We start from the raw sequence: 16,941 nt of genomic DNA, 5'->3' as shown, positions 1-16,941 counted from the left end.
TTCCGCGGTTGAAACCGCGTGCCGTTCGGTGCAGGCAGCCGGCGATGCGCGTGGACCTCTTCGATTTCGAGCTGCCGGAGACCAGCATCGCCCTGCGCCCGGCCGAGCCGCGCGACGCTGGGCGGATGCTCGTGGTCCGCCCTGGCGCGCCGCTGGCCGACCGGACCGTGCGCGACCTGCCCGACGCCCTCCGGGCCGGCGACGCCCTGGTCTTCAACGACACGCGGGTGATCCCGGCCCGGCTGAACGGCGTGCGCACACGGCCCGGCGCCCCCGGCCAGCGCACCGAGGTGATGCTCCACCTGCGGGAAGCCTCCGACCGCTGGCGCGCCTTCGCGCGTCCGGCCAAGCGGCTCGCGGCGGGCGACGCGCTGCGCTTCGGCGATCTGGCGGCGACCGTTCTCGAGAAGGCCGAGGCCGGGGAGATCGTCCTCGCCTTCGACCGGGCCGGGCCAGACCTCGACGCGGCCATCGCCGCGGAGGGTGCCCTGCCGCTGCCCCCCTACATCGCGGGCAAGCGCGCCACGGATGACCGCGACGCCACCGATTACCAGACGGTCTACGCCCGCAATCCGGGGGCGGTCGCGGCTCCCACGGCCGGCCTGCACTTCTCCGACGCGCTGCTGGCCGATCTCGACGCCGCCGGTCTGCGGCGCCACCACGTCACGCTGCATGTCGGCGCCGGGACCTTCCTGCCGGTCAAGGCCGAAGATACCGAGGCCCACCGCATGCACGCGGAGATCGGCATCCTCGACGCCGCCACGGCCGAGGCCCTGAACGCCGCGCGGGCCGCGGGCGGCCGGATCGTCGCGGTCGGGACCACGGCGCTGCGGCTGCTGGAGAGCGCGGCCCGACCGGACGGCACGCTCGCGCCCTTCTCGGGACCCACCGAGATCTTCATCACGCCGGGCTACCGGTTTCGCGCGGTCGACGCCCTCGTGACCAATTTCCACCTGCCGCGCTCGACGCTGTTCATGCTGGTCTCGGCGTTCTCAGGTCTCGCGACGATGCGCGCGGCCTACGCGCACGCGATCGCCGCCGGGTACCGGTTCTACTCCTACGGCGACGCCAGCCTGCTCTTCCCGGGCCCGAGCGCGGACACCCCATGACCGACAGCGCACCCTTCCGCTTCGACCTGCTGGCCCGGGACGGCACCGCCCGCACCGGCGTGATCGGGACGCCGCGCGGCGAGATCCGGACCCCGGCCTTCATGCCGGTGGGCACGGCCGCGACCGTCAAGGCCATGTACCCCGGCCAGGTCCGCGATCTCGGCGCCGACGTGGTCCTGGGCAACACCTACCACCTGATGCTGCGGCCCGGCCCCGAGCGTATGGCCCGGCTCGGCGGCCTTCACCGCTTCATGAACTGGGACCGGCCGATCCTGACCGATTCCGGCGGCTTCCAGGTGATGTCGCTCTCCGCACTGCGGAAGATCGACGAGCAGGGCGTGACCTTCCGCTCGCACATCGACGGCACCGCGCATCACATGAGCCCGGAGCGCTCCATCGAGATCCAGGGTCTGCTCGGCTCCGACATCCAGATGCAGCTCGACGAGTGCGTCCGCCTGCCGGCGGACCACGGGGCCATCGAGAAGGCCATGCACCTGTCGCTGCGCTGGGCCGAGCGCTGCCGCGTCGCGTTCGGCGAGCAGCCGGGACGGGCCCTGTTCGGCATCGTCCAGGGCGGCGACGTGCCGGCCCTGCGCGTCGAGAGCGCCCGCGCGCTGACGGATCTCGATCTCAAGGGCTACGCGGTGGGCGGCCTCGCCGTCGGCGAGCCGCAGGCGGTCATGTTCGCCATGATCGAGACGGTCGAGCCGCACCTGCCCGCCGGCAAGCCCCGCTACCTGATGGGCGTCGGCACGCCGGACGACATCCTCGGCGCGGTCGCCCGCGGCATCGACATGTTCGACTGCGTGATGCCGACCCGCGCCGGCCGGCACGGCCTCGCCTACACGCGCCACGGACGGGTCAACCTGCGCAACGCCCGCCACGCCGAGGACACCGCGCCGCTCGACGAGACCTCGACCTGTCCGGCCGCGCGGGACTATTCCCGTGCCTACCTGCATCACCTCGTGCGCTCGAACGAGATCCTCGGGATGATGCTGCTGACCTGGAACAACCTCGCCTACTACCAAGACCTGATGGCCGGCGCGCGCGCGGCGATCCGGGACGGCCGCTACGCGGAGTACTGCGCCGAGACCCGCGCCGGCTGGGCGAGCGCCGAGCGCGCCGCCGCCTGACCGGGCGTCACGGGTGCGCGAGCACCCGGTAGATTCCATCCGGATCGTCGCGGCCGGTGGCGGCGGCGCGCGCGAGATCCGAGACGACGCGCGCCGCCACGGGCAGGCGGTAATGCAGCGCGTCCCAATAATTCGCGTCCCGGGTCGTCAGCGGCGAGATCCGGCGAAAATCCACCACGACCGCGCCCCGGCGCTTCCCGATCGCCGCGGCGCGCGCCTTGCAGGCTTCCTCGCGACGGCCCGCGGCCGATCCCGGTGAACCCTGCGCCCCCGCGTGCACCGGCATGAAGGCCACGATCTTCAGGGCCTCGGCGGGCACGCGATCGAGGAGATCGTCCAGGCGGTCGAGGGCCGGCATCGGCAGTTCGGGGGCGTCCGCCGCCGCCGAGTCCACGCGGCCTGCGCGGATATGGGCCTGGGCGCGTGCGAGGTCGTAGCGCGCCTCCGGGGGCGTGAAGACCGCGTAGCCGTCGCCGCGGATCCGCGCCCGCGTCAGCCCGAGATCGGCGAGTCCGGCCCGGACGGCCGTCGTCACCGAGCGTAGGCTGACCTGACGCAGGACATCGCCGGGCGCGCGGTCCGCGTAGAGCCAGTCGGGAAAGGCATGGGCGGTCCGGGCCGGCGGATCGGCGGCGCACCACGGGGCATCGAGGCCGAACAGGACCGCGCGGACCGGCCGGCGGGCCAGGAACAGTGCGGCGAGCCGACCCTGCTCGTCGGGCGTCGCGGCATTCACCGCCAGATTGGCGAACCGGACACCGAAGGCCGCGTCGAGAGCCTGCGGGTCGAGCAGTCGCGCCGTCGAGGTGCCGAAGACCGCCGCGTCGAACGGCCCCCCGCGGGCGATCTGCGGATAGGAGAGCCGCTGATTGGCATCCATGATCGGCCCCGGCGGATGCCCGGGCGCGGCCCGCAGCCCGTAGGGATCGACCGCGGCCACGAAGCCGATCAGCGCCAGGCCCATGAGGGTGGCGCAGACGAGGAAGCTGCGCGCGAAGCCGACCCATCCAGCGGGTCGCCGGCCGGCTCGGCGGTGAGAGGACGGATCCATCGGGCGGCTACATACGCCGTTCGACGGGCCACGTCGCGGGCATCGCGTGCCCGGCCGCACCGTGGAGGCGGCGGTCGCGCCGACCTGACCCATCCCGCCGGTCGACCGTTCGATACGGGCGGATCGACAAAGCGCGTGAACCGATCGGCCGCCGCCCGTATAGACGGACGAAGGCGTTGCCCGGCACGAGTGGGCGGCGTGGGGAGGCGGCATGACGTTCACGGCACACAACATCCGCCTCGCGGACGGGTCCGAGACCTTGCCCGAGGCGGGCTGGCTGATCGCCGACAGCCCCTGGACCCAGGCGGCCCTGCGCTCGCTCCGGCTGTTCTACGGGCACAGGCTGGCCGGCCGGTCGATCGTCGATCTGGGCTGCCTCGAGGGCGGCTACACGCTCGAATTCGCCCGCGCCGGGATGCGCGCCACCGGTGTCGAGGTGCGCCGCTCCAACTTCGAGAACTGCCTGCGGGTCAAGGATGGGACGGGCGTCCCCGACCTCGCCTTCGTCAACGACGACGTGTGGAACCTGGCGGCCCACGGCCCCTTCGATGCCGCCTTCTGCTGCGGACTGCTCTACCACCTCGACAGGCCGGCCGCCTTCATCCGCCTTATGGCCGAATGCGTCCGCGACGTGGTCATCCTGCACACGCATTTCGCGACCGAGACCAACGAGGCCCTGTTCCAGCTCTCGCCGCCCGCCGAGAACGAAGGTCTGCCGGGTCGCTGGATGCACGAGCACGATCTCGACGACACGAGCCAGCTCGAGGCGCACAAATGGACCTCGTGGAGCAACAAGCGCTCCTTCTGGCCCACCAAGCCGGCCCTGATCCAGCTTCTCAAGGAGTGCGGCTTCGACATGGTCTACGAGCAGTACGACATGCTGGGACACGATATCCGCGGCTCGATGGAGAGCGGCTACTACCACCAGCAGGGCCGGAGCATGTTCGTGGCCATGCGGACCTGAGCGGCTGCGGGGCGGACATAAATTTAGAATTCACCATCTCCAAAGACTTGCACTGATCGGTTCAGTACGCATGTGACCGGCAATGTCCGCTTAATTCCTGCGGCGGATAAATGGCGACATCGGCCTTATTTCGCAAAGTCCCGCCGCCATGTTCGCGACGAGCCTCGCCCTGTGGGTGATAGCCATCCTGCTACTGCTCTCTTGGTTGCATCTGCAGGAGCGGGTCACCGAGCGGTGTCGCCGCGCGATCCGACCGCAGATCGAGCGCCTGATCATCGAGAACCGGTGGATGGAGCACCACGCGCGCGGAGCGGCCGCGTTCGAGGCGCTCTGGGACCGGGAACTCGTCAGGCTGCACCGCGCCCATCTCTCGCGCCCGCTCCGCGCCGTCGTCCGGTTCCGCGGCTTCAGGCGTCTGGTCAGCGCGGAATTCGCGTCGATCCTGCCGGCCGAGGTCGCGTCTTGGACCTTCGTCGACCGCGTGAGCGCCTCGCAGGCGCATTACGAGGCGCTGATGCTGCGGTGCCTGAAGGCGGCCGGCTGGCGCCTGGATTACCAGGATCAGGACCACTTCGTGCTCCTCCGGGCCCGAACGCGCGTCGTCGTTTGCCTGCATTGGGCGGACCGCGACGTCGCGTGTCTCCCGATCTCGGACGTCGCGGCGGCGGCGGAGCGCGCTGGGTCGACCACGGCGTGCGTGATGACCAATGGCCGGTTCAGCGGCGCGGCGCGCGCCATGGCGGAGGAGCAGAACGTCCTGGCGCTGCACTGCTCGCAGATCGACCTGCTGCTGCCCCGGGACAAGTCGACGGTCGCGCCCCGCACGGCCCGCGGAACCGGTTTCCGGCTCGCCGCCTGACCGCGCTCGGACCCCGCGTCGTGCGATGAGGGCCCATGAGAACGACGACATCCCGCACGGCCGCGCGCCGGGTCCATTCCTCGACGCGCCTCCCTCTGTCCCGCCGATGAACTGAGCGGCGCGCACGCTTTCGTCAGGGAGAGGCGCGATGCTCCTCTACGCATCGAGCGCTCCGGGCCTCGCCCGCCGGTCCGCCGTTGCGGGCATCGTCTTCCGCGATCGGACTAACGCTCGCTTCACCATCCCGGCCGGACGCTGAGGCCGAATCGTGGTCCGAGCCGTTGAGGCGCATGGATCAGTCCGCAGCCCTCAGAACGGACCACCCCGCGACCGAACAGGACGCTCTCGCCGAGTTGCCGGCGGGCGATTTCGTCAGGCGATGGCGGCAGATCACCGGCGAGCCGCCGGCCATTCTCCTGAGCTCACGGTCCGAGATGATCGCGCTGCTCGTGGAGAGCGTGCCCATGGCGCCCCTGACCCCGCAGGGCGAGAGCCCCGGCACGGCGGGGTCCGGGAAGACTCCGTCCCAGGATCGCGGCTCGGACGGGCCAGACGGGACGGCCTCAGGATCCTCCACGCGCAGTGATCAGCGGGGCGCGAGCCAGGGACCGGCCTGATGCGGAGCCGGGATGGTGCGACGCCTTCGGTCTAGTCGAGGTGGCCGCGTTCGCGAGAGTCTTGGAATACGCGGACGCTGACCAGCGAAGCCACGCGTCATCCGTCAACGAGGTCCCTTGCGAAGGGTGACCGTTCGTCTCGCTGAACTTGAGATCGCGGGAATTTTGGTCGGAGTGGCAGGATTTGAACCTGCGACCCCCACGTCCCGAACGTGGTGCGCTACCAGACTGCGCTACACTCCGAAGGCCGTCCCGCGTGTCCGCCAGGGCCGGCGAGCGGGTGTATAGCCGCGCCTTTCCCGCACCGCAAGCGCGCTGTTGCGCCTTTTCAGCCCAGATGATCGGGCCAGTCGTCCGGGAGACGGTGGCAGGTGATCTCCGCCTCCGCGGAGCGGATCGCCACCGTGGCGACGTGATCGCGCCCGCAATCGACCTCGGCTAGGCTCCACGGACCGTCCAGGTTCCAGGACGCGTCACCGGCGGCCCGGACAAGGCGCGGCGCTTCGGGCGGAACGCTGACGCTGAACCGGTCGAGGGGCAGCGACAGGCCGCTGCCCAAAGCCTTCACCACCGCCTCCTTGCGGGTCCACAGTCCGAAGAAGCGCCGTTCGACCGAGCTTCGCGGGGCCCCGGCCAGGGCCGTCACCTCGTCGGCGGCGAAATGGGCCGCCGCGATCCGCAGCGCGTCCGCGATGGGCCGCACGGCCTCGACATCGACGCCGATCGCCGCGCCGCGGGTGAGCCCGATCAGCGCGCGCCCCCCGGAATGGGAGAGGTTGAAGTCGGCGGCGCCCCGTGCCGGGCCCGCGAGCTCCGGCTTGCCGCCGGCTCCGGCAGCGAACTCGACGTCGGCCGGCGCGAGACCGAGCGCGTCGCCGAGGACCAGCCGCAGCGCGGCGTGGCTGGCGCGGAACCGGGCCCGATCCGCCGGGCGCAGGAAACGGTCAGCCCGCGCGCGCTCCGCGGCGTCGAGGACGACATCGCACCGGTCGACCTGGCTCGGAGACAGGACGAGGTCGACGATCCAGACCTGCACCGCGCTCACGCGACACCTCGCGAGGCGGGAGCTGGGGCGCTAGCGTCGGGAGAGCGAAACGGCACGGGCGACGATCCGATGGGGCAGGAATGAGCAGCATCGGATCGCGGCCCGTCTCCTGCAAGAAGCGCCGCGCGCGGTGACGCGGTCCAGCGCGGATCTCCGCGTCGGCCTCCTGGGCAGACCGAGCCTCGGCCGCCGGTCCGTCCGCTACGGGGTGTTCTTCGCCACCTACCTCTACCAGGGCCTCGTCGCGGGTTTCTCGCTGACGGCGCTCGCCAACCACCTCGCGGCCAGGGGCGTCCCGGCGACCGAGGTCGGGCTGCACTTCGCCCTGGCCGGCCTGCCCTGGACGCTGCAGCCGCTGCTGTGGGGGCCCTGGGTGGACCGGGCCGGGGACACGCGGATCGGACGGCGCCGGCCCTTCGCGGTCGCCGCGCTGGTCGGATGCCACGCGACGCTGGCGCTGCTCCTCGTCGCCGGGGGCGACGCCGTCGGCGCGCTCGGCTTGGTCTTCCTCGCCCACAGCCTGTTCGCGTCGCTCCTCGATACCGCCTGCGACCGGATGATCATGGACCACGTCCCCACCCGGGAACTCGGCCGGGTCAGCGCCTGCACCCGCGCGGGCTTCGTGGCCGGAACGAGCCTCAGCGCCGCTGTCTTCGGATGGACGCTCGCGAATTGGGGCTTCGCCGCGAGCGCCCGCTGGCTGCTCGTCGCCGCGATCGTCGCGAGCCTGCCGATGCTGCTGGTCCGCGAGGCGCCGGCCGATCCGCTCTGGCCGCTCGAGCGCCGGGGACCGGCGCCGCGGCGCCTCCCGTTCCGCCGCTTCCTGCGCCGCACCGTGATCGCCCTGCGCCGCCCGCGCGCCCTGCGGCTGCTCGCCCTGTGCTTCGGCCTCGACGCGGCCCTCGGCCTGTTCGAGCTGCCCTTCTCGATCGACCTCGTCCAGCGTCAGGGCTGGGAGGCCGCGAGCCTGTCGCGTCTCCAGGCGGTCCTAACCCTGGTGAGCGGGACGGCCGGTGCGGTCGCGGTGGGACTCTGGTCGGACCGCGCGGGCGCGGCGTCGCCGCTGCGCGCCCTGCTGCTGGGCAGTGCCGTCACCTTCGTGCTGGCCGGGATCCTGATCGGCGCCGGCCTCGTCGGGGCCGCGGCGCCGGCGATCCTGGCGCTCACCAGCGTGCTGCCCGGCCTGCTGATCGTCGCCCTGATGCCGGCCCTGCTCGCGGCGAGCCGGGGCCGTCCGGGCGCGGCCACGCAGTTCGAGGTCTACATGGCGGCCATGAACCTCGGCTCGGTCGCCGGGACGGCGGTCGCGGGCTGGCTGGCCCCGGTCCTGCCGCTCCAGGCGGTCGCCGCCCTCGTCGCCGCGACGTTCTTCGCGGCCTTCCGGATGGCGGGGCGCGGCGATCTGCTCGGCGCCCGCCGGTGAGGGAATCGGGGATCGCGCGCCGCGGCCGACTCCCCGCCGGCCGCCGATGCGTTAGAACCCCGGCATGGCCGCCACGAAATCCGAACCGCTCGATCTCGACCTCACCGCCGAGGAAGCGCGCGCCGAGTACGCGCGGCTGTCGGACGCGATCCTGGAGGCCGACCGCCTCTACTATCAGGAGGACGCGCCCGAGATATCGGACGCCGAGTACGACCGGCTGCGCCGCCGTCTGGAGGACATCGAGGCCCGATTCCCCGATCTCGCCGGCACGGGCGCCGCCAGCACGTCGGTCGGCGCTAAGCCCTCGGAGAAGTTCGCCAAGGTGCGGCACGCGGTGCCGATGCTCTCGCTGGGCAACGCCTTCGACGACGCGGAGGTGGCCGAGTTCGTCGCGCGCGTGCGCCGCTTCCTCGGCTGGCCGGACGACGCCCCCCTCGCCTTCACGGCCGAGCCGAAGATCGACGGCCTGTCCCTGTCCCTGCGCTACGTGAACGGCCGGCTCGACACCGCCGCCACCCGCGGCGACGGCGAGGTGGGCGAGAACGTCACGGCCAACGCCCGCACGGTGCAGGACATCCCGGCGGTGCTCGCGGGGTCCGGCTGGCCGGAGATCTGCGAGGTGCGCGGGGAGGTCTACCTGTCCCACGCCGACTTCGCCGCCATCAACGCCCGGCAGGAGGCGGCCGGCAAGCCGCTCTTCGCCAACCCGCGCAACGCCGCCGCCGGCAGCCTGCGCCAGCTCGATCCCGCGATCACCGCGTCCCGGCCGCTGCGATTCTTCGCCTATGCCTGGGGCGAGCTGTCGGCGCCGATCGCCCACACGCAGACCGGCGTGCTGGAGCACTTCGCGGCCTGGGGCCTGCCGGTGAACCCGCGGACCCAGACCTTCACCGACACGGAGGCGATGCTCGCCCATTACCGCGGCATCGAGGCCGACCGGGCCGGGCTCGGCTACGACATCGACGGCGTCGTCTACAAGGTCGACGACCTCGCGCTCCAGAAGCGGCTGGGCTTCGTCTCGCGCTCGCCCCGCTGGGCGCTCGCCCACAAATTCGCCGCCCAGGAAGCCACCACGGTCGTCGAGGACATCGTCATCAATGTCGGCCGCACCGGCTCGCTGAACCCGCTCGCCAAGCTCCGTCCCGTGACGGTCGGCGGCGTCGTCGTGTCGAACGCCACCCTGCACAACGAGGGCTACGTGAAGGGCGTCGGCGCCGACGGCGAGCCGATCCGCGACGGCCGCGACATCCGCGTCGGCGACACGGTCACGGTGGTCCGGGCCGGCGACGTCATCCCGAAGGTCATGGATGTCGACCTGACGAAGCGCCCGGCCGACTCGCGGCCCTACGCCTTCCCGGAGACCTGCCCGGCCTGCGGCAGCCGCGCCGTCCGCGCCGTCAACCCCCGCACCGGCCGGCCCGACGCGGTGCGCCGCTGCACCGGCGGGCTGATCTGCCCGGCGCAGGGCGTCGAGCGGATGAAGCACTTCGTGTCGCGCAACGGCTTCGACCTCGAGGGCTTCGGCGAGACCTATATCGAGGTCCTGTTCGAGGCCGGGCTGGTGCGCCAGCCCGCCGACCTGTTCCGCCTCGACTTCGCGGAACTCAAGGCCGCCATCGTGGCGCGGCGCGAGGCGTTGTCGGCCGAGCGGCGCGCGGACTCGGGGACGGTCGAGCCGCCGAAGAAGGCCGCCAAGAAGAAGGGCGACGACGAAGACAAGGCGATCCGGAACCTGCTCGCCGCCGTCGAGGCGCGGCGCGCCGTGCCGATGAACCGCCTGCTCTTCGCCCTCGGCATCCCGCAGATCGGCGAGGCGACCGCCAAGGCGCTGGCGAAGCGCTTCGCCGACATGCCGACGCTGATCGCGGCGATCCGCGAGGCCGCGGCGGCGCAGCCCGGTCCCGACTGGGTCGAGCTCACCGCGGTGCCGCGCGTCGGGGGCACGACCCGGGACCGGCTCCTCGATCTCGGCTTCCCGGAGGACGACGCGGCGCCGGCCAAGGAGCGGGCGCGCCTGAGCGCCGTCCAGCGCGAGAACCTCCTCGCCCATTACGGCGACGTCGACGCGGTACGCGCGGCGATCGCGCGGGCTGCGGCGCAGCGTCCCGGCGACGCCTACCGGGTCTTCGCCGACGACGGCGAGATCGGCCCGGTGGCGACCGACGCGCTACTCCTGTTCTTCTCCGAGCCGCACAATGCCGACGCCGTCGCGGCCCTGCTCGACGCGGTGGCGGTGCAGCCGATGGAGCGGGCCGCCGCGGCCTCAGCGTTCGCGGGAAAGACCGTGGTCTTCACCGGCACCCTGGAGAAGATGACCCGCAACGAGGCCAAGGCGGTGGCCGAGCGCCTGGGCGCGAAGGTCTCGGGCTCGGTCTCGGCCAAGACCGACCTGGTCGTGGCCGGCCCCGGTGCGGGCTCGAAACTGAAGGACGCGGAGAAGCACGGCGTCCGGGTCGTCTCGGAGGACGACTGGCTGGCGATGGTGGCGCAGGGTTGAAGCCCGAGTCCGGGCGGCCTAGACCTCTCGGGGAACACCCCGAGAACTTCCACCCGGTATGGTTGAGCCTCGATGACGGTCCTGGCCCTCGACTTCGAGACGGCCAACGAGCGGCGTGACAGCGCCTGCGCGGTGGGTCTGGCCTGGATCGCGGAGGGCCGCGTCGTGCGCCGCGCGAGCCACCTGATCCGGCCGACCGAGATGCGCTTCGCACCGGGCAACATCCGCGTCCACGGAATCCTGCCGGCCGACGTCGCCGACAAGCCCGACTTCGCCGCCGTCATGGCGCCCTATCTCGGCGATCTCGGGCGGGGGCTGATCCTGGCGCACAACGCGAGCTTCGATATCGGCGTCCTGCGCGCCGGGCTGACGCGGGCCGGCCTGCCGGTCCCCGATCTCGCCTATCTCTGCACGGTCCAGGTGGCACGCCGGGTCTTCCCGGCGCCGGAGGGCTGCGGGCTCGGCAAGGTCGCGCGGCGCCTCGGCATCCGCTTCGAGCACCACGACGCCGGCGAGGACGCCTTCGCCTGCGCGGAGATCGCGCTCGCCGCGATGCGCGAGCGGGCGGTCGCGGACGTGCACGCCCTCGCGGCCGCGCTCGGCCTCCCGGTCGCGCGGGCGGTCGGCGGCCCCGCCGTGCCGCGCCGCGTGCCGGGTGCGATCAGCGCCCGGGCCGTGGCAAGCTTCCCCGACGCGCCGGCGGCCCTGCGGTTCGCCATGCGCGGCTCGACCGGCAACCGCTACCACGTCAGCCTGGAGGAACGGCCGGGGGGCCCGGAGCTGCGCTGCACCTGCACGGCCGGCCGCTACGGCATGCGCTGCCGCCACGTGAAGGCGCTGGAGGTCGGCGACATCACCGACCTGCTCTCGGACAATGCCGGCGACGTCGTGCTCCTCGCCCGCATGCTCGGCGCGAAGACCCGGGTCGCGGGCGCGGCCTGACCGGGCTCAGGCCGCGTCGAGGCAGGCGCGGAAGGCCGCGACGGCGCGGTCGATGTCGGCCGCCGCGATGTGCCGGTGCGTGACGAGCCGCAGCCGCCGCGGGCCGAGCGGGCGCGTGCGGATGCCGGCCGCGTCGAGATCGGCGACCCAGCGCGCGCTGTCCCGCCCGGTCCGAGAGAGGTCGACCTGCACGATGTTGGTCTGCGGCAGGTTCGCCGCGAGGCGCGGCAGGGCGTTGAGCCCGGCGCTCAGTTGCCGGGCCCGGTCGTGGTCCTCGGCGAGACGCGCGCCCATGACGGTGATCGCCTCGAGGCCGGCGGCCGCCACGATCCCGACTTGCCGCTGCGTCCCGCCGATCATCTTCCGCAGGCGCCGTGCCGCGGCGATCACCGGTCCGTCGCCGGCGAGCACGGCGCCGACCGGGGCGCTGAGGCCCTTCGAGAGGCACAGAGACACAGTATCGACATGGGCCGCGAGGTCCGCCGGCGCGACCCCGAGATGGGTGGCGGCATTGAACAGGCGGGCCCCGTCGAGATGGACCGTGATGCCGCGCGCGCGGGCGATCTGCGCCACCGCGGCCATGTGGTCCGGCGGCAGCACGGTGCCGCCGGCGGCGTTGTGCGAGGTCTCCAGCGCGATCATGGCCGTCGACAGCGGGCTCGCGCTCGGCCGGAGGGCGTCCTCGAGCCGGTCGAGGTCCATGGCGCCGTCGGTCCCGGCGATCCCGTCCAGGAACGCCCCGGTCAGGGTGGCGGCCCCGCGCTCGGTGTGGAGCATGTGGGCCTGGGCCTCGAGCAGGACCTGCTCGCTGCGCTGAACCTGGGCCAGGAGCGCCAGCAGGTTGCCCATCGTGCAGCTCGGCACGAACAGGGCCGCCGCCTTGCCGAGCATCGCGGCGGCGGTCTCCTCCAGCGCGCGGGCGGTCGGGTCGGCGTCGAGCCCGTCGTCGCCCAGCGGCGCCGACCGCATCCGGGCGTACATCGCCTCGGTCGGCCGCGTGACGGTGTCGCTCCGCAGGTCGACCGCGGACGGCGCGTCCGTGGCTTCGCCGTGATCGTCTCGCATGTCGGTCTCGCCGCCCTACCGGTAGGCCGCCTCGTCGCCGGAATCGGTCGGGTTGGCGAGGGCCCGCTTGAGCACGTCGCTCATCGGCAACTCCAAGTTGATACCCTTCGGCGGGATCGGCTGCTCGAAATACTTGCCGTAGAGCCGCGCCACGGTCCCGTCCTGGATCAGCTCGACCACCGCCCTGTCGACCGCAGCCTTGAAGGCCGCGTCGTCCTTCGGCTCCAGGATCCCGTAGGGGGCGAATTCCAGGCCCTTGGTGCCGATCTTGTAATCCGCCGGCCGCTTGGCCCCCGCAACCGTGGCGTGGGCCAGGGCGTCGTCGTTGATGGCGCCCGCCGCGCGGCCGGTCTCCACGAGCAGGAACACCTCGGCGGTGTCCTTGGCCGGCATCACCTGGATGTCGAGCTTGTCACGGACGTTGATCCGGGTGGCGACGCGCTGGGTCTCGCCGCCGGCCTGCGCCGAGATGGCCTTGCCGCGGAACGAGGCGATGTCGTCGACATCCACCGGCGTGTCCTTCTTGGCCACCAACACCACCTGCGCCACGAAGGTGGTCGGCGCGAACGAGACCAGCTTGTGCCGCTCGGGCAGGTTGCTGGCGGTGCCGCATTCCAGGTCGATCGTCCCGTTGTTGATCAGCGGGATCCGGGTCGCCGACATCACCGGCACGTGGCGCACCTCGAGCCTGGGCAGGCCGAGCGCGGCCTTGAGCTTCTGCGCGACGTGTTCGCATATCTCCAGCGAATAGCCGACCGGCTTGGCGTTCTGGTCGAGGAAGCCGAAGGGCGGCGAGGCGTCCGGGAAGCCGAGGCTGATCTGTCCGGTCGCGCGGATCTTGTCGAGGCGCCCCTCGGCGACCGACGGCGCGGCGAGGCCGGCCCAGCACAGAGTGGCCAACAGAAGCGGCAGCGTCCTCGACACGATCCGAACCCCCTCGCTATGTCTGAACCGGCGAAGCGCCCGGCCGCCCCGACGGGGAGTCGGCCCGAAGCTTTGCCGACTGATCCTAGGAGCGGCCGCGCGCGTGCGTCCAATGCCGATTCACCTGCCGAGCATACGGATCTGATATGGCCGAGCGGCGCATGACCTTCCGGCACATCGAGGCCTTCCGGGCTGTGGTGGCCACCGGGTCCATGACCGAGGCGAGCCGCCGGCTCCACACCTCGCAGCCTCAGGTCAGCCGGCTGATCGCGCAGCTGGAGGCGATCACCGGCCTGCCCCTGTTCGACCGCAGCGGGAGCCGGGTCGTCCCCTCCCTCGACGGGACGCGGTTCCACGCGGAGGTCGAGCGCGCCTTCGTGGGCCTCACGAGCCTGGAATCGGCGGCCGCGCGGATCCGGGCCTTCGGTGCGGAGCGGCTGCGGGTGGCGGCGATGCCGCGACTGGCGGGCGGGCTCCTCGCGCGCGCGGTCGTCCGCTTCCGGGCCGCGCATCCGGACGTGATCGTGGCGATCCATTCCGGCGACGACGAGACCGTGAACCACTGGCTCGCCACCGGCTCCTGCGACGCCGCGCTGACGATGCTGTACGGCGACGCCCCGGAGGCGCGCGCCGAGCATGTCGAGACGCGCGCCTGCGTCGCCGTCCTGCCGCGGGACCACGCCCTCGCCGCGCGGGAATCGCTCGCGCCCGCGGATTTTCAGGGCGTGCCCTTCGTCGCCGCGTCGCTCGGGAGCGCCCTGCGCGGCCGGACCGAGGCCGTCTTCGAGGCGGCCGGGATCGGCCTGACCATCACCGCCGAGGCCGGCCTCGGCGCCTCGATCTGCACCCTCGTCTCGGCCGGGCTCGGGGTCAGCGTGATGAACCCCCTGGCCGCCCACGAGGAAGCGAAGGTCTCGCCGATCGCGATCCGGCCCTTCGCCGCCGCGCTTCCGGTGCATTTCGCGCTGCTCTTCCCCCCGGACCACGCCCGGGGGCGGCTGATGCGGGCCTTCGGCGCCTGCGCGCGCACGGTCCTGCTGGAGGAGCTCGCCCAGCTGCCGGACGCCGCGAGCGGGCGTCCGGCCGACGTCGCTCAGGCGGCGCGCTTCTCGGCGCCGGCGTAGAAGGTGCCCCCGCGCTCGGCCATGGCGGCCAGGTTGTCGGGGACGTGGAACCGGGGCCCGTGCTTGGCCTCGAGCGTCCGCGCGAGGTCGACGAAGGCCGCCGCGCCCATGAAGTCGATGTACGACAGGGTCCCGCCGGTGAACGGCGCGAAGCCGAAACCGAGGATCGAGCCGACATCGGCCTCGCGCGGGTCGGTGACCACGCCCTCGCCGACCGTGCGGGCGGCCTCCAGCGCCTGGACCACCAGGAGCCGCTGCTTCAGCTCGGTGAAGTCGACGGCGTCGGGGTCGAGGCGGTTCGGCTGCAGGTCCTTCAGGCCGGGCCACAGGCGCTTCGGCGCGCCCTCCGGGTAGTCGTAGAAGCCCTTGCGGTTCTTGCGGCCGAGCCGGCCCTGATTCTCGACCATCTCGGCGAGGATCGCCTTCTGCGCCGGGTCGACGGCGCCCTGCCCGACCTGCGCCTCGGTGGCCTTGGCGATCTTGAGCACGAGGTCGAGGGCGACCTCGTCGTTGAGCGACAGCGGCCCGACCGGCATGCCCGCCTGGCGGCCCGCGCTCTCGATCATCGCCGGCGGCACGCCCTCGAAGAGCATCTTGTGGCCTTCGAGGATGTAGGCGCCGACGCAGCGGTTGGCGAAGAAGCCGCGGGCGTCGTTGACGACGATCGGGGTCTTCTTGATCAGCCGCACGTAGTCGAGGGCGGTGGCGAGCGCCGCGTCCCCGGTCGCCTCGCCCTTGATGATCTCGACGAGCATCATCTTCTCCACGGGCGAGAAGAAGTGGATGCCGACGAACTGCGCGGGCCGCTGCGACGCCTTGGCCAGGCCGGTGATCGGCAGGGTCGAGGTGTTGGACGCGAAGATCGCGTCGGGGCGGATCACCGCCTCGACCTTCTGGATCACCTCGGCCTTCACGCGCGGATCCTCGAAGACGGCCTCGATCACGAGGTCGCACTCCGCGAGGGCGCCGTAATCCGCCGTGGCCTGGATCCGGCCGAGCAGCGCCTCCCGGTCGGCGGTCTTGGCCCGGCCCTTGTTGATCTGGCCGGTGATGAGGGTGTGGGCGTAGGCCTTGCCCTTCTCGGCGGCCTCGACAGACTGGTCGACCAGCACCACCTCGATCCCGGCCTGGGCGGTGACGTAGGCCACGCCCGCGCCCATGAAGCCGGCGCCGATCACGCCGACCTTGCGCAGGTTCGTGGCCGGCACGTCCTTCGGGCGGCGCGCACCCTTGTTCAGCTCGCCCATTGAGATGAACAGCGTGCGGATCATCGCCGCCGCCTCGGTCGAGCGCAGGATATGCGCGAAGTACCGGCTCTCGACCCGCAGGGCGAGGTCCATCGGCAGCTGCAGGCCCTCGTACACGGAGGCCAGGATCGCCTTGGCGGCCGGGTAATTGTCGTGCGTCTCGCGGCGGTAGATGGCGTTGGCCGGCGGCCAGATCATCATGCCGGCCGGCGAGTAGACCTTGCCGGACGGCGCTTTGAACTTCGGCACATCCCAGGGCGCCACAGCCGAGCCGCCCTCGCGGATCCAGGCCTTGGCGCGCTCCACGATCTCGGCCTGCGGCGCCACCGCGTGGATCAGCCCCATGCCCTTGGCCATGGGCGCGCGGATCTGCTCGCCCTTGAACAGCATCTGCAGGGCGTCGCCGGTCTGCATCAGGCGGGCGACCCGCTGCGTGCCGCCGCCGCCCGGGAACAGGCCGACCTTGATCTCCGGCAGGCCGACCCGGGTCTTCCCGTCGTCGGAGGCGACGCGGTGATGGCACGACAGCGCCAGCTCGAAGGCGCCGCCCAGGCACAGGCCCTGGATCGCCGCCGCGAAGGGCTTGCCGCAGGTCTCCAGCCGCCGGAACAGCAGCGACAGGCGTCGGGAGGCCTCGAAGAAGTGGCGCATCGCCACCTCCTCGCCCTGCTCGGCCTTCAGCTGCTCGTAGGCCCGGCCCAGGCCCTGGAGCATGGTGAGATCGGCGCCGCCGGAGAAATTGTCCTTCCCGGTGGCGATGACGCAGCCCTTGATCGCCGGGTCGGACGCGACCTGCTCGATGATCTGCTCGAGCTGGTCCATCACACCTTCGGTGATCACGTTCATCGAGCGGCCGGGCATGTCCCAAGTCGCCAGCGCGACGCCGTCGGGATCGGTCTCGAAGCGGAAATCGGTCAGCGTCACGGTGCCGTCCTCCCTGG

At 72.3% G+C, this 16,941-nt stretch carries 13 protein-coding genes and 1 tRNA gene; 8 read left to right on the top strand and 6 right to left on the bottom strand.

Annotated features, from left to right (window positions below):
* The first annotated feature begins 44 nt into the window (after nt 1–44).
* Entirely contained in the window at nt 45–1,109 is a 1,065-nt protein-coding gene (queA, locus tag ACLBYG_RS00760; protein WP_447680283.1) for a tRNA preQ1(34) S-adenosylmethionine ribosyltransferase-isomerase QueA, read from the top strand.
* Complete coding sequence (gene tgt / locus ACLBYG_RS00755; RefSeq protein ID WP_091924285.1) at nt 1,106–2,242, top strand: tRNA guanosine(34) transglycosylase Tgt; 1,137 nt, start codon at nt 1,106–1,108, stop codon at nt 2,240–2,242. The genes queA and tgt overlap by 4 nt, the downstream gene beginning before the upstream one ends.
* Before the next feature lie 7 nt (nt 2,243–2,249).
* On the opposite strand, the gene ACLBYG_RS00750 is transcribed toward tgt, so the two are convergent.
* Nucleotides 2,250–3,293 (bottom strand): hypothetical protein, encoded by a 1,044-nt coding sequence (locus ACLBYG_RS00750; protein ID WP_447680282.1) that lies wholly within the window; start codon nt 3,291–3,293, stop codon nt 2,250–2,252.
* 211 nt (nt 3,294–3,504) lie between these two features.
* Between ACLBYG_RS00750 and ACLBYG_RS00745 the strand changes: the two genes are divergently transcribed.
* Nucleotides 3,505–4,257 (top strand): class I SAM-dependent methyltransferase, encoded by a 753-nt coding sequence (locus ACLBYG_RS00745; protein WP_056522071.1) that lies wholly within the window; start codon nt 3,505–3,507, stop codon nt 4,255–4,257.
* A 148-nt stretch (nt 4,258–4,405) separates the two neighbouring features.
* Nucleotides 4,406–5,116, top strand: coding sequence for a restriction endonuclease (locus ACLBYG_RS00740; RefSeq protein WP_447680281.1), 711 nt, complete (start codon nt 4,406–4,408; stop codon nt 5,114–5,116).
* A gap of 783 nt (nt 5,117–5,899) precedes the next feature.
* On the opposite strand, the gene ACLBYG_RS00735 is transcribed toward ACLBYG_RS00740, so the two are convergent.
* Both ACLBYG_RS00735 and ACLBYG_RS00730 read right to left on the bottom strand, forming a co-directional pair.
* Nucleotides 5,900–5,976, bottom strand: a tRNA-Pro gene (locus tag ACLBYG_RS00735).
* 85 nt (nt 5,977–6,061) lie between these two features.
* Nucleotides 6,062–6,778: a 4'-phosphopantetheinyl transferase family protein gene (locus tag ACLBYG_RS00730; protein WP_447680280.1), complete on the bottom strand. Its 717-nt coding sequence runs from the start codon at nt 6,776–6,778 to the stop codon at nt 6,062–6,064.
* A 130-nt stretch (nt 6,779–6,908) separates the two neighbouring features.
* Between ACLBYG_RS00730 and ACLBYG_RS00725 the strand changes: the two genes are divergently transcribed.
* The 3 genes from ACLBYG_RS00725 to ACLBYG_RS00715 all read left to right on the top strand — a co-directional run bounded on the left by ACLBYG_RS00725 (nt 6,909) and on the right by ACLBYG_RS00715 (nt 11,640).
* On the top strand, nt 6,909–8,201 hold the full coding sequence (locus ACLBYG_RS00725; protein WP_447680279.1) for an MFS transporter: 1,293 nt from the start codon (nt 6,909–6,911) through the stop codon (nt 8,199–8,201).
* Nucleotides 8,202–8,265: 64 nt separating this feature from the next.
* Nucleotides 8,266–10,698 (top strand): NAD-dependent DNA ligase LigA, encoded by a 2,433-nt coding sequence (gene ligA, locus ACLBYG_RS00720; RefSeq protein WP_447680278.1) that lies wholly within the window; start codon nt 8,266–8,268, stop codon nt 10,696–10,698.
* 72 nt (nt 10,699–10,770) lie between these two features.
* On the top strand, nt 10,771–11,640 hold the full coding sequence (locus ACLBYG_RS00715; RefSeq protein WP_447680277.1) for a 3'-5' exonuclease: 870 nt from the start codon (nt 10,771–10,773) through the stop codon (nt 11,638–11,640).
* 6 nt (nt 11,641–11,646) lie between these two features.
* Here ACLBYG_RS00715 and ACLBYG_RS00710 read toward each other — a convergent pair whose 3' ends face one another.
* Both ACLBYG_RS00710 and ACLBYG_RS00705 read right to left on the bottom strand, forming a co-directional pair.
* Entirely contained in the window at nt 11,647–12,705 is a 1,059-nt protein-coding gene (locus ACLBYG_RS00710) for a GntG family PLP-dependent aldolase (RefSeq protein WP_447680276.1), read from the bottom strand.
* Between the two features lie 15 nt (nt 12,706–12,720).
* Nucleotides 12,721–13,605 (bottom strand): amino acid ABC transporter substrate-binding protein, encoded by an 885-nt coding sequence (locus ACLBYG_RS00705; RefSeq protein WP_244526823.1) that lies wholly within the window; start codon nt 13,603–13,605, stop codon nt 12,721–12,723.
* Between the two features lie 185 nt (nt 13,606–13,790).
* On the opposite strand from ACLBYG_RS00705, the gene ACLBYG_RS00700 reads away from it, so the two are divergent.
* Entirely contained in the window at nt 13,791–14,753 is a 963-nt protein-coding gene (locus tag ACLBYG_RS00700; protein ID WP_447680275.1) for a LysR substrate-binding domain-containing protein, read from the top strand.
* On the opposite strand, the gene ACLBYG_RS00695 is transcribed toward ACLBYG_RS00700, so the two are convergent.
* On the bottom strand, nt 14,723–16,924 hold the full coding sequence (locus ACLBYG_RS00695) for a 3-hydroxyacyl-CoA dehydrogenase NAD-binding domain-containing protein (RefSeq protein ID WP_427507547.1): 2,202 nt from the start codon (nt 16,922–16,924) through the stop codon (nt 14,723–14,725). The two genes, ACLBYG_RS00700 and ACLBYG_RS00695, sit on opposite strands and share 31 nt — an antisense overlap.
* Nucleotides 16,925–16,941 lie beyond the last annotated feature (17 nt).

The organism is Methylobacterium sp. D53M, assembly GCF_053345625.1.
This window is presented reverse-complemented; position numbering and strand designations above follow the sequence as displayed.

Coding starts and splice junctions, on each gene's coding strand:
- queA (WP_447680283.1), top strand. CDS start 45: ATGCGCGTGGACCTCTTCGATTTCGAGCTGCCGGAGACCAGCATCGCC.
- ligA (WP_447680278.1), top strand. CDS start 8,266: ATGGCCGCCACGAAATCCGAACCGCTCGATCTCGACCTCACCGCCGAG.
- ACLBYG_RS00740 (WP_447680281.1), top strand. CDS start 4,406: ATGTTCGCGACGAGCCTCGCCCTGTGGGTGATAGCCATCCTGCTACTG.
- ACLBYG_RS00715 (WP_447680277.1), top strand. CDS start 10,771: ATGACGGTCCTGGCCCTCGACTTCGAGACGGCCAACGAGCGGCGTGAC.
- tgt (WP_091924285.1), top strand. CDS start 1,106: ATGACCGACAGCGCACCCTTCCGCTTCGACCTGCTGGCCCGGGACGGC.
- ACLBYG_RS00710 (WP_447680276.1), bottom strand. CDS start 12,705: ATGCGAGACGATCACGGCGAAGCCACGGACGCGCCGTCCGCGGTCGAC.
- ACLBYG_RS00745 (WP_056522071.1), top strand. CDS start 3,505: ATGACGTTCACGGCACACAACATCCGCCTCGCGGACGGGTCCGAGACC.
- ACLBYG_RS00700 (WP_447680275.1), top strand. CDS start 13,791: ATGACCTTCCGGCACATCGAGGCCTTCCGGGCTGTGGTGGCCACCGGG.
- ACLBYG_RS00750 (WP_447680282.1), bottom strand. CDS start 3,293: ATGGATCCGTCCTCTCACCGCCGAGCCGGCCGGCGACCCGCTGGATGG.